The sequence below is a fragment of the Streptococcus sp. CF7_Ac1-12 genome (assembly GCF_024295905.1).
GTDB lineage: Bacteria > Bacillota > Bacilli > Lactobacillales > Streptococcaceae > Streptococcus > Streptococcus mitis_AP.
The window spans coordinates 63,802-88,577 of sequence record NZ_JANCPG010000002.1; the positions used below are offsets into that span (position 1 = coordinate 63,802).

Annotated in this window: 23 protein-coding genes; 5 read left to right on the plus strand and 18 right to left on the minus strand. The window is 40.7% G+C overall.

All coding sequences use genetic code 11. The features are described from left to right. Nucleotides 1-7: 7 nt before the first annotated feature. A complete protein-coding gene (locus tag NMM17_RS01415) occupies nucleotides 8-238 on the minus strand; it encodes a DUF2969 domain-containing protein (RefSeq protein ID WP_000037113.1) in 231 nt (76 codons plus the stop codon). Between the two features lie 200 nt (nucleotides 239-438). Here NMM17_RS01415 and NMM17_RS01420 point away from each other — a divergent pair, with 200 nt between their 5' ends. Then, nucleotides 439-1,605 carry an IS30 family transposase gene (locus tag NMM17_RS01420; RefSeq protein WP_143951979.1) on the plus strand — a complete coding sequence of 389 codons (1,167 nt, stop codon included), beginning with the start codon at nucleotides 439-441 and terminating at the stop codon, nucleotides 1,603-1,605. Nucleotides 1,606-1,879: 274 nt separating this feature from the next. Here the strand turns inward: NMM17_RS01420 and NMM17_RS01425 are convergent, their stop codons facing one another. The 6 genes from NMM17_RS01425 to parE form a co-directional block, all read right to left on the minus strand. Next, nucleotides 1,880-3,847, minus strand: a complete 1,968-nt coding sequence (locus NMM17_RS01425; RefSeq protein WP_000837410.1) for a peptide ABC transporter substrate-binding protein — start codon at nucleotides 3,845-3,847, stop codon at nucleotides 1,880-1,882. A gap of 21 nt (nucleotides 3,848-3,868) precedes the next feature. Continuing rightward, complete coding sequence (locus tag NMM17_RS01430) at nucleotides 3,869-4,891, minus strand: branched-chain amino acid aminotransferase (protein ID WP_033681953.1); 1,023 nt, start codon at nucleotides 4,889-4,891, stop codon at nucleotides 3,869-3,871. A gap of 134 nt (nucleotides 4,892-5,025) precedes the next feature. Next, nucleotides 5,026-7,497: a DNA topoisomerase IV subunit A gene (gene parC / locus NMM17_RS01435; RefSeq protein WP_254753698.1), complete on the minus strand. Its 2,472-nt coding sequence runs from the start codon at nucleotides 7,495-7,497 to the stop codon at nucleotides 5,026-5,028. A gap of 325 nt (nucleotides 7,498-7,822) precedes the next feature. Next, nucleotides 7,823-8,383 (minus strand): GTP pyrophosphokinase, encoded by a 561-nt coding sequence (locus NMM17_RS01440; protein ID WP_254753699.1) that lies wholly within the window; start codon nucleotides 8,381-8,383, stop codon nucleotides 7,823-7,825. A 29-nt stretch (nucleotides 8,384-8,412) separates the two neighbouring features. Then, nucleotides 8,413-9,240 (minus strand): aminoglycoside 6-adenylyltransferase, encoded by an 828-nt coding sequence (locus NMM17_RS01445; RefSeq protein ID WP_254753700.1) that lies wholly within the window; start codon nucleotides 9,238-9,240, stop codon nucleotides 8,413-8,415. 27 nt (nucleotides 9,241-9,267) lie between these two features. Then, a complete protein-coding gene (gene parE, locus NMM17_RS01450; RefSeq protein WP_254753701.1) occupies nucleotides 9,268-11,211 on the minus strand; it encodes a DNA topoisomerase IV subunit B in 1,944 nt (647 codons plus the stop codon). 135 nt (nucleotides 11,212-11,346) lie between these two features. On the opposite strand from parE, the gene plsY reads away from it, so the two are divergent. After that, nucleotides 11,347-11,988 (plus strand): glycerol-3-phosphate 1-O-acyltransferase PlsY, encoded by a 642-nt coding sequence (gene plsY / locus NMM17_RS01455; protein WP_084927502.1) that lies wholly within the window; start codon nucleotides 11,347-11,349, stop codon nucleotides 11,986-11,988. 34 nt (nucleotides 11,989-12,022) lie between these two features. Here plsY and NMM17_RS01460 read toward each other — a convergent pair whose 3' ends face one another. The 9 genes from NMM17_RS01460 to NMM17_RS01500 all read right to left on the minus strand — a co-directional run bounded on the left by NMM17_RS01460 (nucleotide 12,023) and on the right by NMM17_RS01500 (nucleotide 20,391). Continuing rightward, entirely contained in the window at nucleotides 12,023-12,979 is a 957-nt protein-coding gene (locus NMM17_RS01460; protein ID WP_084927500.1) for an ABC transporter permease, read from the minus strand. A 2-nt stretch (nucleotides 12,980-12,981) separates the two neighbouring features. Next, the gene (locus tag NMM17_RS01465) at nucleotides 12,982-14,040 is read right to left on the minus strand and encodes an ABC transporter permease (RefSeq protein WP_033683459.1); all 1,059 of its coding nucleotides are present in this window, start codon (nucleotides 14,038-14,040) and stop codon (nucleotides 12,982-12,984) included. Next, complete coding sequence (locus NMM17_RS01470; RefSeq protein ID WP_254753702.1) at nucleotides 14,033-15,568, minus strand: ABC transporter ATP-binding protein; 1,536 nt, start codon at nucleotides 15,566-15,568, stop codon at nucleotides 14,033-14,035. Before NMM17_RS01470 ends, NMM17_RS01465 begins: the two co-directional genes overlap by 8 nt. A 143-nt stretch (nucleotides 15,569-15,711) precedes the next feature. Then, complete coding sequence (locus tag NMM17_RS01475) at nucleotides 15,712-16,764, minus strand: BMP family protein (RefSeq protein ID WP_001036135.1); 1,053 nt, start codon at nucleotides 16,762-16,764, stop codon at nucleotides 15,712-15,714. Nucleotides 16,765-16,853: 89 nt separating this feature from the next. After that, the gene (locus NMM17_RS01480) at nucleotides 16,854-17,243 is read right to left on the minus strand and encodes a cytidine deaminase (protein ID WP_000246103.1); all 390 of its coding nucleotides are present in this window, start codon (nucleotides 17,241-17,243) and stop codon (nucleotides 16,854-16,856) included. Then, nucleotides 17,230-17,892, minus strand: coding sequence for a deoxyribose-phosphate aldolase (deoC, locus tag NMM17_RS01485; RefSeq protein WP_084928612.1), 663 nt, complete (start codon nucleotides 17,890-17,892; stop codon nucleotides 17,230-17,232). The genes NMM17_RS01480 and deoC overlap by 14 nt, the downstream gene beginning before the upstream one ends. A 19-nt stretch (nucleotides 17,893-17,911) precedes the next feature. Continuing rightward, nucleotides 17,912-19,189, minus strand: a complete 1,278-nt coding sequence (locus tag NMM17_RS01490) for a pyrimidine-nucleoside phosphorylase (RefSeq protein ID WP_254753703.1) — start codon at nucleotides 19,187-19,189, stop codon at nucleotides 17,912-17,914. Then, on the minus strand, nucleotides 19,186-19,776 hold the full coding sequence (locus tag NMM17_RS01495; protein ID WP_302850819.1) for a class I SAM-dependent methyltransferase: 591 nt from the start codon (nucleotides 19,774-19,776) through the stop codon (nucleotides 19,186-19,188). The genes NMM17_RS01490 and NMM17_RS01495 overlap by 4 nt, the downstream gene beginning before the upstream one ends. A 210-nt stretch (nucleotides 19,777-19,986) precedes the next feature. Then, on the minus strand, nucleotides 19,987-20,391 hold the full coding sequence (locus NMM17_RS01500) for a hypothetical protein (protein WP_254753704.1): 405 nt from the start codon (nucleotides 20,389-20,391) through the stop codon (nucleotides 19,987-19,989). A 199-nt stretch (nucleotides 20,392-20,590) separates the two neighbouring features. On the opposite strand from NMM17_RS01500, the gene coaA reads away from it, so the two are divergent. From coaA to NMM17_RS01515, 3 genes are all read left to right on the plus strand, one after another. Next, complete coding sequence (gene coaA / locus NMM17_RS01505; protein WP_049501762.1) at nucleotides 20,591-21,511, plus strand: type I pantothenate kinase; 921 nt, start codon at nucleotides 20,591-20,593, stop codon at nucleotides 21,509-21,511. Nucleotides 21,512-21,578: 67 nt separating this feature from the next. Next, the gene (rpsT, locus tag NMM17_RS01510; RefSeq protein WP_001274000.1) at nucleotides 21,579-21,815 is read left to right on the plus strand and encodes a 30S ribosomal protein S20; all 237 of its coding nucleotides are present in this window, start codon (nucleotides 21,579-21,581) and stop codon (nucleotides 21,813-21,815) included. Nucleotides 21,816-21,867: 52 nt separating this feature from the next. After that, the gene (locus tag NMM17_RS01515; RefSeq protein WP_254753705.1) at nucleotides 21,868-22,386 is read left to right on the plus strand and encodes a DNA topology modulation protein; all 519 of its coding nucleotides are present in this window, start codon (nucleotides 21,868-21,870) and stop codon (nucleotides 22,384-22,386) included. A gap of 85 nt (nucleotides 22,387-22,471) precedes the next feature. Here NMM17_RS01515 and deoD read toward each other — a convergent pair whose 3' ends face one another. Together deoD and NMM17_RS01525 are read right to left on the minus strand one after the other, a co-directional pair. Further along, complete coding sequence (deoD, locus tag NMM17_RS01520) at nucleotides 22,472-23,182, minus strand: purine-nucleoside phosphorylase (protein WP_219966752.1); 711 nt, start codon at nucleotides 23,180-23,182, stop codon at nucleotides 22,472-22,474. A gap of 310 nt (nucleotides 23,183-23,492) precedes the next feature. Next, the gene (locus NMM17_RS01525) at nucleotides 23,493-24,776 is read right to left on the minus strand and encodes a chloride channel protein (protein WP_254753707.1); all 1,284 of its coding nucleotides are present in this window, start codon (nucleotides 24,774-24,776) and stop codon (nucleotides 23,493-23,495) included.

A 24,776-nucleotide genomic window follows, 5' to 3' on the forward strand; every position in this document is an offset into this window, starting at 1 on the left:
ACAAGACTTATTTTGCTAAATTATAATTTTCAATCAAAATTTCCACAGCTTTTTCCAATTTTTTATAAAAACTATCGACATTCCCATTCTTTATGATGGCAAATTGTCCGTCTAATTCGGCAATTTCTCCGATAACTTTTTTACCGATAGTCAATGTATAACCTTCAAAACTGTCTTTACCAACATTAACTTTAGCATCTGCTACTTGAATTTCAATTTTTTTATCTTTCTTGCTCATTTCATACCTCTCTTCACTTTTTCTATTTTACAAGAAAATCCTAAAACTAGCAAGAAAAAACTCTATACCAGGCTTGTCTGATATAAAGGCTAATTTCTCAAAGTAACTTCCACTTGCCCAACCAAAGTGGAAATTAGTCTAAAACGGATTTTTATGGTGGAATTAAGTGTGAGACGTTTGAGTTAGAAATGAGGTCTACTATGACAAAACATAAACACCTTACCCTTTCAGACCGTAATGATATCCAATTAGGCTTAGAGCGCGGTGAAACCTTCAAAGCTATCGGACAATCCATTCTAAAAGACCCAACTACTGTTTCCAAAGAAGTCAAACGAAACAGACAAGTCCGAGAGTCTACATGCGATAACCTTCCTTGCCCTTTACTCGATAAGGCTCCCTTTGTCTGTAATGGATGCCCTAAAAGAAGACAAAATTGTGGATTTAAAAAAATCTTCTACCTTGCTAAACAAGCTCAAAAACAGTACGAACAAACTCTTGTCGAAGCTCGTGAAGGAACTCCCCTTAATTCCAAGGCCTTCTGGGACATGGACAAAGTCATTTCTGATGGTGTTAAAAAGGGACAACACATCTATCATATCCTCAAAACTCATAACCTTGATGTCAGTTCCTCAACCGTCTATCGACACATCCGAAAAGGATACCTATCTATCGCTCATATTGACCTAGCCAGAGCCGTTAAATTCAAAGAAAGACGGAAAAGGAAACTACCTTCCATCCCTAAAGAAGCTAAAAAAGGCCGTTCCTATGAGGATTTCCAAAACTATTTAGTCCTTAATCAACTAGACTCTTGGCTGGAAATGGACACAGTTCTGGGGAGGATGGGAGGTAAAGTCCTACTTACCTTCAACCTGTCTTTCTGTAACTTTATCTTCGCTAGGCTTCTGGATAATAAAACTGCCCTTGAGGTTACCAAACACCTCTATACCATCAAGAACACTCTTCATGAAGCTGATAAAGATTTCTTCCAACTCTTTCCTGTCATTCTTACCGATAATGGTGGAGAGTTTGCCAGGGTTGATGATATCGAAATGGATGTGCGAGGAGAGAGTAAACTCTTCTTTTGTGACCCTAATCGCTCTGACCAGAAAGGGAGAATTGAGAAAAACCACACACTGATTCGAGACATTCTACCTAAGGGAACTGCTTTTGACAACTTAACTCAAGAGGACATCAATCTCGTCTGCTCTCATGTCAACAGTGTCAAACGTGCTGCTTTGAATGGAAAGTCAGCCTATGAGCTCTTTGCCTTTACCTATGGAGAAGAGATTCCTAAGCTTCTAGGTATTTCTAAAATACCTGCAGAAGACGTCTGTCAGTCTTCGAAATTACTCCAACATAAGTTCTAAAAACTAACCTTTAACCGCATTCAAACGTCTCACACTAACTTCCACCATAGCGGAACTTAATCTGAAACGCTTTCAGATGAGGGGATTTTGTGCGCTCTTTTTTTCGATTCCTTTTGGTTACAAAAGCGATGAAATCAAGCATTAGTAAAACCAGTGGAACTTACCCTGACACGGATTTCCACTGGTTTTTAGGATTTTTATCAGACTAACTTCCACTTCTACTAGCGGTGGAACTTAGTTTGCGAATTTACCGTCTGATATAAAGTTTTCTGCTTTATTTAATATGTTTTTCTAGTTCTTTTTGGTACTTACCATTTGATTCCAATTTTTCTTTTTGCCATTTTTTCAGTGCTTCTTCATATTCTTTTGTTGTAACAATATCTTTTTGCAATTTCATTCCTTTAAAGATATATGGGTCACCCTTAATACCAACTTGTGAGTATGGTTTTGAGAATGGCACGACATTACTTACAACTGGAGAACCACCAGATGAGGCTGTTGGCATCAATAATGAACTATCTGTCAACCAAGCTTGAGCCTTGGCATATTTTTCATAGCGTTCTTCAAGATTTGTAGTTTCTGAATCTGCATCATCCAATAATTTCTTATATTGGTCCAAACCAAGTTTAGCTACAACATCCTTATCTTTCCCTTTAGTAATACCAAGGTGTTTCATAGCAGAACCTGATTTAGGATCCATGATATTCAAGTAAGATGCTGGGTCTTGATAGCTTGGAGCCCATCCTGTACTGTTCAAATCATAATCTTTTTGAGAAGGAACACGCGCTTGAGAAGTGATTGTTTCCTTTTCATTATCTGTCATTTGAAGAACGTCGATAACAACATTTTCAGCACCAAGAGTTGATTCAATAGACTGTTTGAAAGAGTTGCTTTGTTGAACGGCGATGGTATCTGTTTGTTCAACTGGGACATCCAAGTGAATTGGGAATGTTACCCCTTTAGATTCCAAGTCTTTCTTAGCTTTTTCGAAAGCAGCTTTAGCCTTGTCAGGATTGTAGATAGAATCCTTACCGTCAACTAGCTCAACATCTTTCCATTGGTCACCATAGTTCACCAACTCTGCTTGAGCGATTTGACCAAAGTTTTTACCACCTGCTTGTACAAAGTTGTCAGGAACGAGGCTGTTACGAATAATCTTGTCCGCACCGTCTTCACCATTTAGCTGGGCAGCATAAGAATGGCGGTTGAAGGCAAAGTTGATAGCCTGACGGAAGTCCTTATTAAGCATAGCTTCTTTAGTAGAAGTCTTTTGCTCTTCACTTGTTTTCGCAGTTTTATTATATGATTGACGATTTACGTTAAAGGTGAAGTAATAACTACTTGAGTCCTGTGGGCTATAAGTGATTTTATCTCCGTATTGTTCCAAAGTTGAAGCAAAGTTTGAGCTACTTGGGAAGAGACGGGCTGTCGTATAGGCACCTGAAGAGAAGCTACGAATCAACGATTCCTGATCAGAACCATCGTAGTAAGTCAATTTGACCTTTTCAATTTTTACCTTTTCTTTATCCCAGTAGTTTGGATTTTTCTCGTATTCGATCAACGATTTAGAAGTCAAGGTCTTCAAGATATAAGGACCATTGTAAAGAATCCCTGCTGGAGTAACTGCTCCATAATCTTTACCTGATGCCTTCAAAAACTCTTCATTTACAGGCAACATCGTTGCTGTGGTGACTTTAGAGTTCCAGAAACTTTCTGGTTTGTTTAGGGTATATTCAACTGTGTAATCGTCCAAGGCCTTGACACCAACTGTAGAGAAATCATTGGTCTCACCAGTCATGTAGGCATCCAAGCCCTTGATTGAATTTTGGATGAGAGAGACACCGTCTGACTTGCCGTCAGCTACGTGTTTTAGTCCTGTCACAAAGTCATGGGCTGTTACTTCTGCGTATTCTTCGCCTTCTGAAGTGTACCATTTAACTCCTTTACGAAGTTTATAGGTATAAGTCAAACCATCTTTTGAGACAGACCAATCTTCAGCCAAGGAAGGAATAACATTCCCGTACTGGTCATTTTCCATCAAACCATCCACCACATTCCCGATGACATCTGTTGTAGATGTACGAGTCGCTATACTATAATCCAAAGATGCTGGATCTACTGCATAGACATATGAAAATGTTGTCGGTGCATCTGCTTCTTTATCAGCTTTTCCACAAGCCACTAAAAGAGCTGTTGTGCTCAGGACCACTCCTGCTGTTAAGAGCCATTTTTTCGATTTCATAAAAATCTCCTTTAGTTAATTTTAATCTACTTTTACAATCCAACCTTCTGGCGCTTCAATATCACCAAACTGAATACCTGTCAATTCATCATAGAGTTTACGAGTCACAGGACCTACTTCTGTTTCACTATAGAAAACATGGAAATCATCACCGTGCTGAATTCCACCAATTGGAGAAATAACTGCTGCTGTACCACAGGCACCTGCCTCTACAAAACGGTCAAGATTATCAATTGGGACATCCCCCTCAATAGGAGTTAAGCCCAAGCGATGTTCTGCTAAGTAAAGCAAGGAATACTTGGTAATAGATGGCAAGATAGATGGACTCAATGGTGTTACAAATTCATTATCAGCTGTAATCCCAAAAAAGTTAGCTGATCCGACTTCTTCAATCTTTGTATGAGTTGATGGGTCTAGATAGATAACATCTGAGAAATGACGTGACTTGGCCAATTTCCCTGGCAAGAGACTTGCAGCATAGTTTCCACCAACCTTAGCCGCACCTGTACCATTTGGAGCGGCACGGTCGTATTCATCCTGAATCAAGAAGTTGGTTGGGACCAAACCGCCTTTAAAGTAATTACCAACTGGCATGGCAAAGATAGTGAAAATGTACTCTTCTGCTGGTTTTACTCCGATAATATCTCCTACTCCAATCAAAAGAGGACGAAGATAAAGGGTTCCACCTGTTCCGTATGGTGGTACGTATTCTTCATTCGCACGAACAACTGCCTTACAAGCTTCTACAAACATTTCTGTCGGAACTTGTGGCATCAAGAGACGATCACAAGTACGTTGCAGGCGTTTAGCATTTTCGTCAGGACGGAAAAGTTGAACACTACCATCCTTAGTACGGTAAGCTTTCAAACCTTCAAAGGCTTGTTGACCATAGTGAAGACTTGGAGAAGACTCTGAAATATGCAAGGTTGCATCTTCTGTAAGTTCTCCTTGATTCCATTGTCCATTTTTAAAATGAGCAATATAGCGATAAGGTAATTTCATATAGGAAAAACCGAGATTTTCCCAATCAATCGTTACTGTCATATTCCACTCCTTATTCTAAAAACCTATTTCTTTTATTCTACACTATTTTTCTAAAATAGCAAGTATATTTTGTAATTTTCAGAAAATTTCTTCAATAAAAAGAACCAGCTCTTAGAACTGATTCTTCATTTCACTTATTTAGCTTCAGTAAATATTTCTTTAAGATAAGCGTCAAAAACTTCTTCATCTGAAATCGTATCAGAAATGAAGCTTCCGTTGCTGGTTCGTTCTGACAGGTTCAAGTCTTGCAATCGGCTTTCATAGATTGTTCCTTTGTTGGATTGAACAAGCAGAGTTTGGTCGTTCTCTTCCACTTCTGTACTGAAGAGATCACCAATAAAGCCTTGTTCTGCAACCGCTCCTGCCAAGAAGACACGATGCGGTTTGTTTTTCAACTCACGCAAGACTTGTAAGCCACGTTTGGAACGGCTGGTTGCCGGAATTTCGTCAATAGAAACACGTTTCAAACTTCCACGTTGGGTCAAGAGGTAGAAGGATGAGGTGTTACAGATAAAGGCGGATTGGAGGACATCATCTGCTTTCAGGTTCATAGCTTTGACACCTGCAGCCTTGGCACCAACAACCGGAACCTCTTCAATATTGAAACGAAGGGCATAACCATTTTGGCTAATCAAAAGAACATCATCTAGTTTAATCGGAGCCACTGCTACAATCTGGTCTGTCTCGTCTTTGAGCTTAGCATACTTGACAGACTTAGACTTGTAGGTTCGCCATGGAGAGAATTCTTTGCGTTCTACCCGTTTAATTTGACCGAGACGAGTTGCAGTAAAGTAGGTTGTCGCATCATCAAACTGATCCAGTACTTCCACATAAAGGATTTCTTCGTTAGTTTCAAAGTTTGTAATGGTTTGGCTCAGATGCTCTCCGATGTCTTTCCAGCGAATGTCTGCCAATTCATGGATTGGTCGATAAATGACATTTCCAAGAGTCGTGAACATCAAAAGATGCTGGGTTGTCTTGGCAGCTTGTACAAAAATCAAACGGTCATCATCACGTTTGCCAATTTCCTCTAGCGTTGAAGCTGCAAAAGAACGCGGGCTGGTACGCTTGATGTAACCTGCCTTGGTCACGCTGACATAGGTATCTTCCTCAGCGATCAGACTAGCTGTATCAATCTCGATTGCTTTCGCAGTGTCTTCTAAAGTGCTCAAACGCGGAGTCGCAAATTTCTTTTTAACCTCACGAAGCTCTTTCTTCATGAGATTGTACATAGTTCGTTCATCACCAATAATAGCCGCCAGCATAGCAATCTTCTCACGAAGTTCTGCTTCTTCTTCCTGCAAGACAACCACATCTGTATTGGTCAAACGGTAAAGTTGCAAGGTTACGATAGCCTCAGCCTGCTCCTCTGTAAAATCATAGCTGACCTTGAGGTTTTCCTTGGCGTCAGCCTTATTCTCGGATGAACGGATAAGGGCAATGACTTCGTCTAAAATCGAAATCACACGAATCAAACCTTCGACAATATGGAGACGTTTCTCAGCCTTTTCTTTGTCAAAGCGTGAACGCGCCAAAATGACTTCACGGCGGTGGGCGATATAGCTGGACAAGATTGGGACAATCCCAACCTGACGAGGTGTGAAATTATCAATCGCCACCATATTAAAGTTATAGTTGATTTGCAGGTCTGTGTACTTAAAGAGATAGTTAAGAACCAGCTCCGTATTGGCGTCTTTCTTGAGTTCGATAGCGATACGAAGACCGTCACGGTCAGATTCGTCCCGAACCTCAGCAATCCCAGCTACCTTGTTATTGACACGAACATCATCGATTTTCTTGACTAGATTGGCCTTGTTGATTTCATAAGGAATCTCAGTAATAACAATTTGTTCCTTACCACCTTTTAGCTTTTCAATCTCCGTCTTGGAACGAACAACTACGCGCCCTTTCCCAGTTTCATAGGCCTTCTTGATTTCATTACGACCCTGGATAATCCCTCCAGTCGGGAAGTCTGGTCCAGGTAGGAATTCCATGAGTTTATCAACCTTTGCAGTTGGGTGGTCAATCATATAAACCGCCGCATCGATGACCTCAGCTAAATTATGTGGTGGAATATCCGTGGCATAACCAGCCGAAATACCAGTCGATCCATTTACCAAGAGATTTGGAAAGGCTGCTGGTAAGACAGTTGGTTCTTTCTCGGTATCGTCAAAATTCCAAGCAAAAGGAACGGTCTTTTTATCGATATCCTGAAGAAGATAGCCTGCAATCTCAGACAAACGCGCCTCAGTATAACGCATAGCCGCAGGCGGATCTCCATCCATAGAACCGTTATTACCGTGCATTTCAACTAGAATCTCACGATTTTTCCAGTCCTGAGACATACGGACCATGGCATCATAGATGGAACTGTCACCGTGTGGGTGGAAATTCCCCATGATATTCCCTACAGACTTGGCCGACTTACGGTAGCTCTTGTCAAAGGTATTACCATCCTTATTCATAGAATAAAGAATACGTCGCTGAACCGGCTTCAAGCCATCACGAATATCTGGCAAAGCCCGGTCTTGAATAATGTACTTGGAGTAGCGACCAAAGCGCTCTCCCATAATGTCCTCCAGGGACATGTTTTGAATGTTAGACATAAGATACAAAGGGACAATTCGGCTTGCCGAAAATTTCTGTAGAAAAATAGGAAATCGATGTAAGGTTCTATGAACCCAAGTCGATTTCTCTTTTTTCTTAAGTCTTAGTCCCGTGTTCAGTTACGATAAGTAACTAAACTATCCTTTCTGTAGTTTAAAGTATTTAAAATTTGTTGCTTCAGTTAGTAATAAGGAGTTTTCGCATAGCATTTAGGGCGTGTTCAACTCCTTTCGAAGAATGGAGAGTAAATATTATGGAAAAAGAAAAAATATAGAGTAAGTGAGTTTCATCCAATTCCTGTATCGTCATTTCCACTTGAAATGTCTACTCCACAAATCCTCGTTTATATTTGATATGGCTGGCAATATTACTATCTACATCTTTCTTATCCCAAAGTTGGAGTTCCCATGGGTAATAAAAATTACTTTTATTTTTAAAATAGATATGAATGCCGACATAGCCATCTTTATCACGTAAATACCAGTTTTTTAGTCCGTAAATCTCTTGCCAATCATCTAATTTATCCATGACTTGAGCTATCTCTTTGGAACTTAAAATCATACGAGCACCAAAAATATCATTAAGAATTGAATTCACAGGATAGCCCTCTTGACGCTCTGAAAAACGTGTAATTTTATCTAAAATAGACTCAGAAGTTTTGACACGATAAACATAGGCAATATCTTGGACATCCGCTTTCATCAGATAATCATTAATTGACTCATGTAAATTCAGACGGTAGGCCAAAATCGCTTTAGTCGGAACTTTTGAAAATGTATGCTTGAGATTGATTTTTTCCACCTTACCCGTTTCAAAATAATCTTTAGAATATTCTCTATGAATACGATTAACCTCTGTAATGAGGCGTTCCACTTTTTCAATCATGAGTCTTCTCCTCTCGCTTTTTCATTTTTCTAGTTATTCCCAAACTTCTTCACTCTTTCCTCAGCATACTCAATCATATTCTCAGCCACTTCCGTATCATAGTCAAAACCCATCTTTTGAGCAAAGAATTGAGCTTCTTGATGAAAAAGTTGCATCGTAGCAAACAAAGACTGAGTAAGTTTCTCTATACTTGAAAAATCAAGTAGAGCAAAGAATTCCTTCTCTTTCTCATCAGGTAAATAGTTAAAGAGATACTTATAATTCTTTCCAATGTCGACCTTTCCCCTGTCACTTACCACTTGCCAAGTCAAGACCTTCAAGAGTTCTTGTTGACAAATACCGTAGAGATGGTCGGTCGCATAGATAAGTTGCTTTCGATAAATTCCTTTGATCACGTAGGCTGATACCCACCAAAATTCATTGCAAGAATTTTTAAAATCCGTCTCACTAGCTTGATGTATCCAGAAACGCTCTAGATTTGGGGAATAGGGTTCAAATAAATGTTCTGGGTCTTCCAAAACAGTGAATCCTGCCTCACTATCCACCCACTCCTTGATATGCTCTTTGGGGCAGAGGGTCAAATCAATGCGGTTACCATCCTCAAAGAGCATAAGAAATAAACGGCGATGTCCCAATCTAACCTCTTGCTCGATAATGCGTTTGCCAAACTGCTCCAACCAAGAAAGGTCGCTCGTCAGATTATCTAAATCATCCACGACATAGACCACGTCATAGTCTTGAAATTCATCTTTTGGGGCCTTTGGGTTTATCCGTGAACCAGACATGGCCACAGCTTCTACTTTTAAGTTTTTAGCAGTTTGTAAAATTACATCGAGCATTTCTGTTTCAGTTCTCATGTCAATACCCATTCATTAAAAAGTGACTTAAAACACTGTCGCTTCTTCCAGCGTAAACTTGACATTGTCTTCGATCCACTTACGACGTGGTTCTACTTTATCTCCCATGAGGACATTGACACGACGTTCTGCGCGTGCTAAGTCTTCAATCGTGACACGAATGAGAGTTCGAGTTTCTGGATTCATGGTTGTCTCCCAGAGTTGGTCCGCATTCATCTCACCGAGACCTTTATATCGTTGAAGGGTAGCACCTTTACCAAACTGCTTGCGGAGTTCTTCTAGCTCACCATCCGTCCAAGCATAAGCCACTTCTTCTTTCTTGCCTTTTCCTTTGGACATCTTGTAAAGAGGTGGAAGGGCGATATAGACATGTCCTGCCTCGACTAGCGGACGCATGTAACGGTAAAAAAATGTCAAGAGCAAGGTCTGGATATGAGCACCGTCAGTATCCGCATCGGTCATAATAATAATCTTGTCATAGTTGGCATCCTCAATAGAAAAATCTGCTCCAACACCCGCACCAATGGTATAAATCATAGTGTTGATTTCTTCATTTTTGAGGATATCCGCCATCTTGGCCTTGGCTGTATTGATAACCTTACCACGAAGAGGTAGGATAGCCTGAAATTTACGGTCACGGCCTTGTTTGGCAGAGCCACCGGCAGAGTCCCCCTCAACCAGATAGAGTTCATTCTTAGCAGGATTCTTAGATTGGGCTGGGGTCAATTTTCCAGACAATAAGCCCTTGTCTTTTTTATTTTTCTTACCATTCCGGCTCTCATCACGCGCCTTACGTGCCGCTTCGCGAGCATCACGCGCCTTGATAGCCTTGCGGATGAGGTTAGAAGCCAATTCACCATTTTCCATAAGGAAGAAGGTCAACTTATCAGCTACAATCCCATCAACAACTGGTCGAGCTAGTGGACTGCCTAGTTTATCCTTAGTCTGACCTTCAAACTGAAGGTGTTCTTCAGGAACAAGAATAGAAAGAACGGCCGCTAGTCCCTCACGATAGTCTGAGCCTTCAAGGTTTTTATCTTTTTCCTTGAGAAGACCTGTCTTACGCGCGTAGTCATTCATGACCTTAGTGATAGCAGACTTGAGTCCTGTCTCATGTGTTCCACCATCCTTGGTGCGAACGTTATTGACAAAGGACAAGATGTTATCTGAAAATCCGTCATTATACTGGAGAGCTACTTCCACTTGGAAACCATTGTCTTCCCCTTCAAAGTAAAGGACTGGCGTCAAGGTTTCCTTGTCTTCGTTCAGATAAGAAACAAAGTCTTGTACCCCATTCTCATAGTGGAACTCAATTGCTTCATCTGTTCGCTTATCTGTCAAAGACAAGGTCACATTTTTTAAGAGAAAAGCTGATTCATTGAGGCGCTCTGAAATGGTATTGTACTTGAAATCTGTCGTAGAAAAGATAGTCGCATCAGGCATAAACGTAACCTTGGTACCTGTCTTAGACTTAGGCGCTGTACCGATTTTCTTCAAGGTCGTGACAGGTTTTCCACCATTTTCAAAACGTTGCTTGTAGACTGCACCATCACGGGTGATCTCAACTTCCAACCAACTAGAAAGAGCGTTAACAACGGAAGAACCAACCCCGTGCAGACCACCAGATGTCTTGTAGCCACCTTGACCGAATTTCCCTCCGGCATGAAGAATGGTAAAGATAACCTCAACTGTTGGAATTCCCATAGCGTGCATACCCGTCGGCATCCCACGACCATGGTCTTGCACAGTCAAACTCCCATCTTTATTGATGGTGACATCAATACGGTCACCAAATCCAGACAAGGCCTCATCGACTGCATTGTCGACGATTTCCCAGACGAGGTGATGGAGACCAGCACCATCAGTCGATCCGATATACATCCCTGGACGTTTTCGAACCGCATCCAACCCTTCTAGCACCTGAATGGCGTCATCATTATAATTGTTAATATTGATTTCCTTTTTTGACACAAGGAACCTCCTATTCGTTCATCTTTACTATTCTACAGGTTTTCCAAGGATTTTGCAAAATTTTTCTTTCTCCGATGTGACAATTTCAGAAGAGATTCTCTGCCTTTCTTTCCCAATTCATGATATAATAGGAGTATGATTACAATAGTTTTATTAATCCTAGCCTATCTGCTGGGTTCGATTCCGTCTGGTCTCTGGATTGGACAAATATTCTTTCAAATCAATCTGCGCGAGCATGGTTCTGGTAACACAGGGACAACCAATACCTTCCGCATCTTAGGAAAGAAAGCAGGGATGGCAACCTTTGTGATTGACTTTTTCAAAGGGACTCTAGCAACGCTACTTCCGATTATGTTTCATCTTCAAGGCGTTTCGCCTCTCATCTTTGGACTTTTGGCTGTCATTGGACATACCTTCCCTATCTTTGCAGGATTTAAGGGTGGCAAGGCTGTCGCAACCAGTGCGGGAGTGATTTTCGGATTTGCACCTGTCTTCTGTCTCTACCTAGCAGTTGTTTTCTTTGGAACCCTCTATCTTGGTAGTATGATTTCACTGTCTAGTGTCACAGCATCTATCGCAGCCGTCATCGGAGTTCTACTCTTTCCGCTTTTTGGTTTTATCCTGAGTAACTACGACCCTCTCTTCATCGCTATTATCCTAGCACTTGCTAGTTTGATTATCATTCGGCATAAGGATAATATCACACGTATCCAGAATAAGACTGAAAATCTTGTCCCTTGGGGACTGAACTTAACCCATCAGAATCCTAAAAAATAAAACGCCAGTTCTATACTGACGTTTTTTTGTATGCTTATTTTGATTTGATATAGTTGATACCATCTGCTTTTGGTGCGACTGCTTTTCCAAAGAAGGCTGCCAAGACTAGAATTGTCAAAACATAAGGTGCGATTTGAAGGTAAACCGCAGGAACTCCTTGTAGGAATGGCAATTGAGATCCGATAACAGCCAAACTTTGTGAAAGTCCAAAGAAGAGACTAGATAGCATGGCTCCGATTGGATTCCATTTTCCGAAGATCATCGCAGCAAGAGCGATAAATCCAGGTCCAACAATAGTTGTCACTGAGAAGTTAACTGAGATGGATTGAGCATAAATCGCTCCGCCAATTCCACCTAGGAAACCTGAAATGATAACCCCTAAATATCTCATCTTGTAGACATTGATTCCCAACGTGTCCGCTGCTTGAGGGTGCTCACCTACAGAGCGGAGACGAAGACCAAATCGAGTCTTGAAGAGGATAAACCAAGCAAGGAATGAGAAGGCAATGGCCAGATAACCAAGTAAACTAGTTGACTTGAAGAAGATATCACCGATAACTGGGATATTTGCCAAGACTGGGAAGTCAAAACGTCCAAAAGTCTGGGTTAAGTTATCTGTTTGTCCTTTGTTATAAAGAACTTTGACCAAAAAGACTGCTAAAGCGGGCGCCATCAAGTTCAATACCGTACCACTGACAACATGGTCTGCACGGAAATGAACCGTGGCTGCTGCGTGGATGATAGAAAAGATTCCCCCTACCAATCCTGCTACAAGCAAAGATAGCCATGGAGTTGCTGCTCCAAATTGTTCTGCAAATTCAAGGTTAAAGACAACTCCAGAAAAGGCACCCATAACCATAATTCCTTCAAGGCCGACGTTTACCACACCACCACGTTCAGAGAAAACACCGCCAATACTTGTAAAGATTAGGGGTGCTGAGTAAATCAGCATAGAAGACACCAAGAGGGTGAGCAAGGTTGTAATAGACATCTTTACTTACCTCCTTTAACTTGTTTTTTCGGTTTGACAAAGCGTTCGATAAGGTAATGAACACTGACAAAGAAGATAATAGACGCTGTTACAATGCTGACAAGCTCAGACGGTACCTGCGCCGCATTCATACCAGGAGCTCCAACTTGGAGAACACCAAATAGGAAGGCTGCAAAGAGAATACCAATTGGTGAATTTGCCGCAAGAAGACTAACCGCCATCCCGTTAAATCCGACAGCCAATGACGCACCTTGAACATAGACGTTCTGGAAGGTTCCCAACCCTTCAACGGCTCCACCAAGACCAGCTAAGGCACCTGAGATAATCATTGAAAGGATAATTGTTCGTTTGGCAGAAATACCAGCGTACTCTGAAGCATGTGGATTAAGACCAACCGCACGAATTTCAAAACCAAGGGTTGTTTTCTTGAGCATAAACCAAATGACTGCAACGGCAATAAGAGCAAAGAAAATACCAATATTCATCCGTGAATTACCAGTCAACTCAGCCAACCAAGGTGTCTGGTAGGTTGCATTAGCCCCAACACGAATCGTCGAATCTGTACTTTGCATGAAGTCTTTAGGGAAGGCATGAATAAAGGCATTCCCTACATACAAGACGATGTAGTTCATCATGATGGTTACGATAACCTCTGACGTCCCTAGATAGGCTCTCAGAATACCTGGAATCGCTCCGACAATCCCTCCAGCAATCAAGGCAATCACGATAGTCGCTAGAATCATCAAGGGACGTGGCATATCTGGATGCGACAAGGCAAACCAACCACTGAGAATCCAACCTGCCAAAGCCTGACCAGGAAGTCCGACGTTAAAGAAACCAGCACGACTAGCAACGGCAAAACCAAGACCAATCAAGACCAAAGGTCCCATAGCACGGAAGATTTCTCCAATCCCACGTAGACTACCAAAGGCTGTATAGAACAATTCTTCGTAGCCCCAAATAGCATCATAACCGAAGATCCACATGACAATGGCTCCGAGCAAAATTCCTAGAAAGACAGAAATCAAGGGAACCGAAATTTGTTGTAATTTTTTAGACATCACTCTTCTCCTTTCCCAAGTTTCCACCAGCCATCAAGACACCTAGTTCTTGTTTATTGGTTGTTTCTGGTGATACAATACCTTGAATCTTACCATCGTGGATAACGGCAATACGGTCTGAGACGTTTAAAATCTCATCCAATTCAAAGCTGACAACAAGGACAGCCTTACCATTATCACGCTCTTCAATCAAGCGTTTGTGGATATATTCAATAGCACCGACATCCAACCCACGAGTTGGCTGGCTGACGATAAGGAGATCAGGATCACGATCAATTTCACGAGCAATAATTGCTTTTTGTTGATTTCCTCCTGAGAGTGCAGCTGCAGGAACAAATTCACTGGCAGCACGAACATCAAACTCTTCCATTAACTTTTTAGCATAAGAAGTAATATTTGAATAGTTCAAAATTCCATTTTTACTATGTGGTTCTTTATAGTAGGTTTGAAGGGCAATATTTTCAGAAATCATCATTTCCAAAATCAAACCATCACGGTGACGGTCTTCTGGAACGTGCCCAACACTCAACTCAGTAATCTGACGTGGGTGCAAGCCTACAATTGAATTTCCTTTTAGCTCAATGCTACCAGATTCAACCTTGCGAAGACCTGTAATTGCTTGAATCAATTCAGACTGACCATTTCCATCAATCCCCGCAATACCAACAATCTCTCCAGCACGAACATCCAAGGATAGATTTTTCACAGCTGGGACACCGCGGTTTTCATTGACCACCAAGTCGTTAATAGACAAGACCACTTCTTTTGGTTGAGAGGCTTGCTTCTCTGTTTTAAAGGAAACGGAACGACCCACCATCATTTCTGCCAAATCAGCATTGGTAGCCCCTACAATTTCGACGGTTTCAATTGATTTCCCACGACGGATAACTGTAACTCGGTCAGAAACTGCACGAATCTCATCCAACTTGTGGGTAATCAAGATAATTGATTTTCCTTCTTTGACAAGATTTTTCATAATAGCCATCAACTCATCAATTTCTGATGGAGTCAAGACAGCCGTTGGTTCGTCAAAGATAAGGATATCAGCCCCCCGATAAAGGGTTTTTAAAATTTCTACACGTTGTTGGGCTCCAACTGAGATATCTGCTATCTTGGCAGAAGGGTCAACCGCTAAGCCATAACGTTCAGAAAGAGCCTTGATTTCTTTGCTAGCTCCAGCAATATCTAGCACACCATTTTTAGTTAATTCACTACCTAAAATGATGTTTTCAGCCACTGTGAAGGCTTCTACCAACATAAAATGCTGGTGAACCATTCCAATTCCCAAGCTAGCTGCTTTAGACGGTGAATCGAGGTTAACAACTTGACCGTTGACCACAATTTCACCACTGGTTGGTTCAAGAAGCCCTGCTAACATGTTCATGAGCGTGGACTTACCAGCCCCATTTTCTCCTAAAAGTGCATGAATTTCACCTTTTCGTAGGTGCAGGTTGATTTTGTCGTTGGCAACAAATTCACCAAACACCTTGGTAATATCACGCATCTCAATGACATTTTCGTGTGCCATGTGCTCTTCCTTTCAGAGTCTTATTTTATTTCAATAAAACTTGCTAGTTTATCTAGTAGCAAGCTTTACTGAGACAAAATGACTTTGTCTCAACTCTTAAAAAAGCGGCCGAGGGCCGCTTCCTAAGAAATGACTTCCATCCATTATTTTTCAGGAACTTTTACGCTTCCATCAAGGATTTTAGCTTTTGCATCTTCGACAGCTTTTTTACCTTCTTCTGAAAGGTTTGTTACTGCCAAGTCAACCCCTTTATCTTTCAATGAGTAAACGATCACTTGACCGCCAGGGAATTCACCTTTTTCTGCCTTGTTAGCAATATCTTTTACAGTTGTACCAACTTGTTTCAAAGTAGATACAAGAACAAAGTTTGATTCTTTACCATCTTTAGAAGTGTATTTACCTTCTGCCTCTTGGTCACGGTCAACACCGATAACCCAAACTTTTTCACTTTCAGGACGGCTCTCGTTGAGTGATTTTGCTTCTGCAAAGACACCAGCACCTGTTCCACCTGCTGCCTGGTAAACAACGTCTGCACCAGCTGCGTATTGTGCTGCTGCAATTGTTTTACCTTTAGCAGCATCACCAAATGAACCAGCATAGTCAACTTGAACTTTGATAGATGGATCTACTGACTCAACACCAGCTTTAAATCCAGCTGCAAAACGTGAGATAACTTCAGACTCAATACCACCTACAAAACCAACTTGTTTTGTTTTAGTTGTTTTAGCCGCTGCAACTCCCGCAAGGTAAGCAGCTTCGTTATCAGCAAATGTTACGCTAGCAACATTCTTTTGATCTTTAATCACATCATCAATCAAGACATAGTTCAAATCAGAGTGGTCTTTTGCTGCTTCTTCAACCGCATTGTGAAGGGCAAAACCAACACCGAAGATTAGGTTGTAACTTCCAGCCGCTTGTTGCAAGTTGTTAGCATAGTCAGCTTCACTTGTTGATTGGAAGTAAGTGAAACCTTTATCTTTTGAAAGATTGTGTTCTTTACCCCAGTCTTGCAAACCTTCCCAAGCTGATTGGTTGAATGATTTGTCATCAACACCACCAGTATCAGTGACGATTGCTGCTTTTGTCTTCACATCAGAAGATGAAGCTGCGTTACGAGAAGAGCGGTTACCACATGCAGCAAGTCCAACTGCTGCCACTGCAACTAGACCAAGGCCTAGCCATTGTTTCTTGTTCATTACTGAACCTCCTAAATAAGATGTGCAACGATGTTGCAAGTATGGATTGGTTGGCCACAAGGACCGTGCCACTCAGAGAGCGACTCAGACTAGTTTAAGTCTGTAAAAGAGTATGGAAGTAATTCCCCGACCGTCATCTCGACCGTCGATTTATCTTTTGCGACCAAGGTCACTTTTAGATCTTGTTCAAAAAATTCAGCCATCACTTGGCGACAAGCGCCACATGGTGAAATTGGTTTTTCAGTCTCTCCATAGACAATCAATTCTGAAAATTCTCTTTGGCCTTCAGAAACTGCTTTAAAAATCGCTGTACGTTCTCCACAGTTGGTCAAAGAATAACTAGCATTCTCGATATTGACACCTGTATAAATACTACCATCTTTTGCCACTAGAACAGCACTGACCGGAAAGTGAGAATAGGGTACATAGGCTTTCTTGCTGGTTTCAATTGCAAGTTCAATCAACTCAGTAGTCGCCATCTGCCAATTCTCCTTTTAGAATTGCTACCCCAGCTGACGTTCCGATACGGGTCGCCCCTGCTTCTACAAATGCTAGAGCATCTGCATAAGAACGAGCTCCACCAGCAGCCTTGACACCCATTTCTGGTCCAACTGTTTCACGCATTAATCTAACATCTGCTACTGTAGCACCACCAGTTGAAAAGCCAGTAGATGTTTTAACAAAATCAGCTCCCGCTTTTTGGGCCAATTGGCAAGCCACAACTTTTTCTTGGTCTGTCAGAAGGCAAGCTTCAATAATGACTTTCACTAACTTGTCACCACTTGCTTCTACTACTGCGCGAATATCCGACTCAACCAAATCAAGATTACCTGATTTGAGAGCTCCAACATTGATCACCATATCAATCTCATCTGCACCATTTTGGATAACTTCTTTTGTTTCAAAAGCTTTCACAGTTGAAGTTGTTGCTCCCAAGGGGAAACCTACTACTGTGCAGACCTTGACATCTGTGTCTTCAAGACCTTTTTTAGCATGTTCAACCCAGGTCGGATTAACGCAAACACTGGCAAAATCATACTCTCTAGCTTCAGACAACAAACAATCAATTTGATTTTCTGTTGCATCTTGTTTTAAAAGCGTATGATCGATATATTTATTTAATTTCATATTCGGATTCTCCTACAGTTTATGAGATGATTTCTATAATTTCTCGTAAACTTTGCACCCTGTCATTTATTTTAACATATTTTTGAAAATCTGTAACTAGCTGAGGAGAAATTTTTCCATTTGTGTATACTTTTGCAACAATTTCTCCCTTTTGAACGGAATCTCCAACTTTCTTTTCAAAAACAATTCCTGTTTCATAGTCCAAGGCATCAGACTTGACTGCACGGCCTGCCCCTAGTCTCATAGCATAAAGTCCAAATTCCATAGCTGGTAGAGCTGAAATGACACCCGTTTCCTGAGCAGGGATTTCCACCACATGGGCCACATTGACAGGACGATAGAGGTCTTCCAAGTCTCCACCTTGGGCTTGCACCATATCCTCAAACTTAGCCAGTGCTTGGCCATTTTCAAGATGTTGTCGAACTTCTTCAACTGTCTTGTTTACATTTGCTAAACCAAGCATAATTTGAGCCAATTCACAGATGAAGTGGGTAATATCCTGACGGCCTTGACCTTGTAAAATATCCAATGCCTCAAGAATTTCAAGGCGATTTCCAATCGCTCGTCCCAAAGGTTGACTCATGTCCGTAATCACTGCTACCGTCTTCCGTCCAACAGCCTTACCAAGTTCCACCATGGTTTGAGCCAATTCACGCGCCTCATCAACAGTCTTCATGAAGGCACCCTCGCCAACAGTCACGTCTAGTAAAATAGCATCCGCTCCTGCAGCGATTTTCTTGCTCATGACAGAACTCGCAATCAAAGGAATCGTGTCGACAGTTGCTGTCACGTCACGGAGGGCGTAGAGAAGCTTGTCTGCTTTGACCAGCTGGTCTGATTGCCCAATGACAGATACACCAATATCCTGCACTTGTGCAATGAAATCCTCTTGACTTCGTTCCACTTGATAGCCCTTAATGGACTCCAATTTATCGATTGTACCGCCAGTATGGCCGAGACCTCGACCACTCATTTTTGCCACAGGCACACCAAAACTAGCAACAAGGGGAGCTAAAATCAAGGTCACCTTATCACCAACACCACCCGTAGAATGCTTGTCAACCTTAACTCCATCAATAGCGGATAAATCAAACTCTTGACCTGTCTTGACCATCTTCATGGTCAAATCAGAGATTTCTCGAGTTGTCATTCCTTTGAAATAAACAGCCATAGCAAAGGCAGACATCTGATAATCAGGAACCGTTCCTGACACATAGCCTTCAACTAGCCATTCAATTTCACTCGAAGTCAGTTCTTGACCGTCTCGTTTTTTTTGGATTAAATCAACTGCTCTCATTCTTTCACACTTCTAAGGATGTAGTATCCCTTATCTTTTTTTACGACTTCACAATTGCCAAACACATCTTCCATCTTGGACTTAGCACTTGGAGCCCCTTGTTTTTTCTGGATAACGATTGTTAAATCGCCACCAGTTTCCAAGAAATCTTTACTTTTCTCAATGATTTCATGAACTACTTGCTTACCCGCACGGATAGGAGGATTGGAAATGACATGGTCAAATTTTCCTTCAACTTGTTCATAGATGTTGGACTGGAAAATAGTCGCTTCTACTTTATTTCGTTCAGCATTTTGTCGTGCCAAATCCAAGGCACGATTATTAATATCGACCATGGTCGCCTGAACTCCATAAGCCTTAGCTAAGGACAAGCCCAAAGGCCCATAACCACAGCCTACATCAAGGACAGTTTCTCCTTCATCAACCTCTAGACACTTGAGCAAGAGTTGACTTCCAAAGTCAACCATTTTCTTACTAAAAACACCCGCATCTGTCAAAAAGGTCATTTTTTCTCCCAACAACTCTACTCTCAACTCATGAATGTCGTGAGCAGCGTCAGGATTTTCTGCATAATACATTTTACTCATGAAACTATTTTACCATAATTTGACTTAAATTGTAAATCGTTTACAAATTGCTAATAAAACGAAAAAGACTGAGGAAAGCTAGTCAAGAAGACCTTTTCTTCAATTTCTTTCAACACTTATAAATGAATGATAAAGCATTTTAGAACTAGAAATATCACAGTCAAGATAAAACAACAAATTTATTGTCTATAATCAAGTGCATTTTCATTACTATTGCTTAACCTTAAAATACTTTATTACCAACAAGATTCCCAACAGGATATTTAGATAAAAGCCCAACTGATACGTTTTTGTCAGGAATTCCAAACTTGTCCAAAGTCGTATCAAATCTTCTAGAGACATACGGAAGAAATAACCCTCTGTAGCAATCCATAGGACTAAAAAGACATAACTACCAGCAGCAAGCCATTTCGTCCACCGTTTTTTTAGGAAGAAAGCAAGCAAGAGCGAACAGATAAAGACAGCTGTTACAATGGCATGTTCCATCAAAAAAGTAAAACCGTAATAGGTTTCCACAAAACGTCTACCATTATCCGCATTCGCTCCTTTTAAAAAAGGTAGTGCAAAACTTAAAATAAAACAGAGTTCCAATATGTAACGTTTTAAGATTTTCATAGTACACCTCCTATCAGTTGTGAACTAAAAAACCCCTTTATTAGCTTATAAATCAGCAGAAACTATCTCCTACTTCATCATTCAATTGTTCAGTCTCTATCTACCTTTATTATACGATATTAGCTTACTATCATCAAGAAACCGCTTTATTTTTTTAGCTTTTTATGGTATGATAGACAAAATATCTAGGGGAAAATAAATGACCAACGAATTTTTACATTTTGAAAAAATCAGCCGCCAGACTTGGCAATCTTTACATCGAAAGACGACACCTCCTTTGACAGAAGAGGAATTAGAATCCATCAAGAGTTTTAATGATCAGATTAGCCTGCAGGATGTTACCGATGTCTATCTTCCCCTAGCCCATCTCATCCAGATTTACAAGCGTACCAAGGATGATTTGGCCTTCTCAAAAGGAATTTTCCTTCAACGTGAAAGCAAATCCCAACCTTTTATCATTGGGGTTTCTGGTAGTGTTGCCGTTGGAAAATCCACAACCAGTCGCCTACTTCAAATCCTACTGTCTCGTACGCTTACAGATGCTACGGTTGAGTTGGTAACAACTGATGGCTTTCTCTATCCCAACCAGACCTTGATTGAGCAAGGGATTTTAAATCGTAAGGGATTTCCTGAAAGCTATGATATGGAAGCTCTTCTCAACTTCTTGGATCGCATCAAAAATGGACAAGATGTAGATATACCTGTCTATTCTCATGAAGTCTACGACATCGTACCTGAGGAAAAACAAAGCGTCAAAGCTGCTGACTTTGTAATTGTTGAGGGGATTAATGTCTTTCAGAATCCACAAAACGAGCGTCTCTATATCACTGACTTCTTTGACTTTTCCATCTATGTTGATGCTGCAGTGGATGACATTGAGAGTTGGTATCTGGATCGTTTCTTGAAAATGCTGAGCCTAGCCCAAAACGACCCTGATAGCTACTATTATCGTTTTACTCAAATGCCGATTGGGGAAGTAGAATCCTTTGCCCATCAGGTCTGGACTAGTATCAATCTCACAAATCTACAAAATTATATTGAACCAACCAGAAATCGTGCGGAAGTGATTCTTCATAAAACAAAGAACCATGAAATCGATGAAATTTACTTAAAAAAATAATTTTCCCTTGTCAAAACGTAAGTTTTCAGATATAATGGTATAGTTAGTAAATATGGAGGTAAGAACATTGGCAAACATTAAATCAGCTATCAAACGCGCTGAATTGAACGTTAAACAAAACGAAAAGAACTCAGCTCAAAAATCAGCTATGCGTACTGCTATCAAAGCTTTCGAAGCAAACCCATCTGAAGAACTTTTCCGTGCTGCTAGCTCAGCTATCGATAAAGCAGAAACTAAAGGTTTGATTCACAAAAACAAAGCAAGCCGCGATAAAGCTCGTCTTTCAGCTAAACTTGCTAAATAAGAAACAGTCCATAGAGGCTGTTTTTTTGTCTCCAAATAGGAAAAGGTAGAAAATGAAAATCGCAATTATCGGATATTCTGGTTCTGGTAAGTCAACTCTAGCAGAAAAATTATCTAACCACTACTCCATCCCAAAACTTCACATGGACACACTCCAATTTCAACCTGGTTGGCAAGACAGTGACCGTGATTGGATGTTAACCGAGATGAAAAACTTTATCACTAAGCATGAATCCTGGGTCATCGATGGTAATTATTCTTGGTGCTATTACGAAGAAAGAATGCAGGAAGCTGACCAAATCATCTTTCTCAATTTTTCTCGATGGAATTGTTTGTTAAGAGCCTTTAAGCGCTATTTAAAATACAAAGGAAAAGTCAGAGAAAGTATGGCCACAGGTTGTCCTGAGCGTTTTGACTGGGAATTTATCCGCTGGATTCTTTGGGATGGACGAACAAAAAATGCTAAAGAAAGATACCAACACTTAAGCAATACTTACCCAGAAAAGTTGCGTATTCTTTATTCTCAAGCAGAGATTGATTGTTTCTTGCAATCTCTTAAAAATAGACGATAGAGTAACGTTTCATTAAGGTCAGCATGGGCTGAATGACTAAAAAAGGAAGATTTTCATCCAGAAAATTTTCCTTTTGTGTTTTCTTTTATTCTGCAATCAAGGTTTCTAATCCAACCTTCATCATATCGGTGAAGGTATTTTGGCGTTCTTCTGCAGTTGTATCTTCGTCTGGATTAACCAAACTATCAGAGATAGTCATAATAGCAAGGGCATCAACATGGTGCTGGGCTGCCAGATAGTAAAGTGCTGCTGCTTCCATTTCCACAGCCTTGACTCCCCATTTACCAAGCTCGATGTTCTTTTCAAAGTAGTTTGAATAAAAGACATCAGATGACAAAACATTCCCAACATGAGTTATCATACCGAGTTCTTTAGCAATATGGTAGGCCTTGTCTAGCAAATCAAAGCTAGCGATTTGTGGAAAATCGTACTGTGGCCAATCGTTACGTACGATGTTTGAGTTTGTTGCAGCTGCCTGCGCCAAAACCAATTCACGAACGTGAACATCTTCATTCAAAGAACCTGCAGTTCCCACACGGATTAATTTCTTCACACCGTAGTCAACAATCAACTCACGCGCATAAATCGAAATAGATGGCATTCCCATCCCAGTTCCCATGACAGAAACACGGTGTCCCTTGTAAGTACCAGTATAACCAAACATGTTACGAACTTCGTTAAAACAAACAGCATCTTCAAGGAAGTTCTCCGCAATAAACTTAGCACGAAGAGGATCCCCAGGAAGAAGAATCTTATCAGCAATTTCACCCTGCTGAGCAGCAATATGGATAGACATAATTTATGATACAAAGAGCGACAAGAAAACGACTGAAAATTAGGAATCTGACGAGAAATCCTGATTTCTCAGTCAGATTATCTATTTTCCGAGTTTTCCGCTCGTGTTCAAATTAGAACACACGCTCTACCTTTCTTTTTTATATGTTTCTATTATATACTTTTATTTTTATATTTTATAGCTAGGAAAAATCGGATTCAATCAAGACTCCAATAAGCCTACTTCATTCTTATTTAAAACAGTTATAAATAAATTGAAAGTTTTTTTAATCTTTTAAATCAAATCATTGACTAGAAGAAATGGGCATTTCCTACCTAATTACTTTATTCTTTGACTTCTGACACAGTATGCTAGCCCAAGGAAAGCTATCTAACATTTTTGCAAAGTCATAAGCTAGGAAAGCCGTTATTAAGAGATAAGGAAGAGAATCTAAACCTATCCCCGTGAAGCCTATTACTAATCCAGTTGCAGACAAGGGAGCCATCAAGGTCACAGATAAAAAGCAAACAGATCCCAAAAGCAACATGGTTAACTTACTATCTCCACCTAGAATTATGCCAAGGAGGGCAGCTCCAGCTATCCCCAAAGCAAAAGATGGCGTAAGTGTACCACCATAGGCCCCTGCCCACAGAGTAATAAGAACGACCAGTGCTTTTAGGATAAACAAGAGGAATACTGTTTTACCATTGCTACCATTCAATACTTCCTGAGCCATCATCCGTCCATTTCCAAGTAGATGTGGAAAATAACTTGCCAACCCAGCAAGAAAAAGAAAAGCTGTAGGCAATGCGAGAAGTACTCGTTTATCTTTTATTCTGTTTGAAGACGCTGCCTTACTTAAGCGACCAAAAAGCCAAGCTAGTGGGGTTAAGAAAAGAAGTAATAAGGGAATAATCCATATTTCCTTTAATGACCACGTGATGGCTGAAATCTGGTAGAGAGCCTGATCTGAAATAACCAAGCCTGCTATATAGGTTGAGATATAGGTAGTCAAACCGACTAAGACAAATCGTTTAATAGATAGAGCAATTCCTAGGGTTTCAAAAACAAAGAAGACGCTCGTTAATGGAACCTGATAAACAGCCGCTAAACCAGCACCAGCACCACAAGCAAGGAGAAAAATACGATCCTTTATAGACAGTATACATATATTTCCAATTGGTCCTGCAAATAGAGTCCCAATCTCTCGTGGCGCAGCTTCTTTACCAATAGGTGCTCCCCCTCCAACTGCAATGATCTGCCAAATTGAATGAAATAGCTGTCTTAAAAAATGAAGCTTGTATTGTGCAGTCTCATCCTTCATCTGAGCTTTTATGGAATAAATCTTCGACCCTTTTTGCAAGAAATACCAGACCAAGGCTGAGCCAAGACCCACGATTATTAAACTTAATCCTATCCGTGACGAGGAAACTCCATCTGTCAAAAATCCAGTATGATGCTCTGACTGACCAAAAGCTAGACTCTCTACCATCTCTAAAAGATAATGGAGAAATATACCAGATAAACCAGTAACTATTCCTTGTAGAATTACTGCTAGGAATAATCTAAAATTATAAGGAATCTTTCGAAAAAATCTCCTCGATTCTTTTAACAT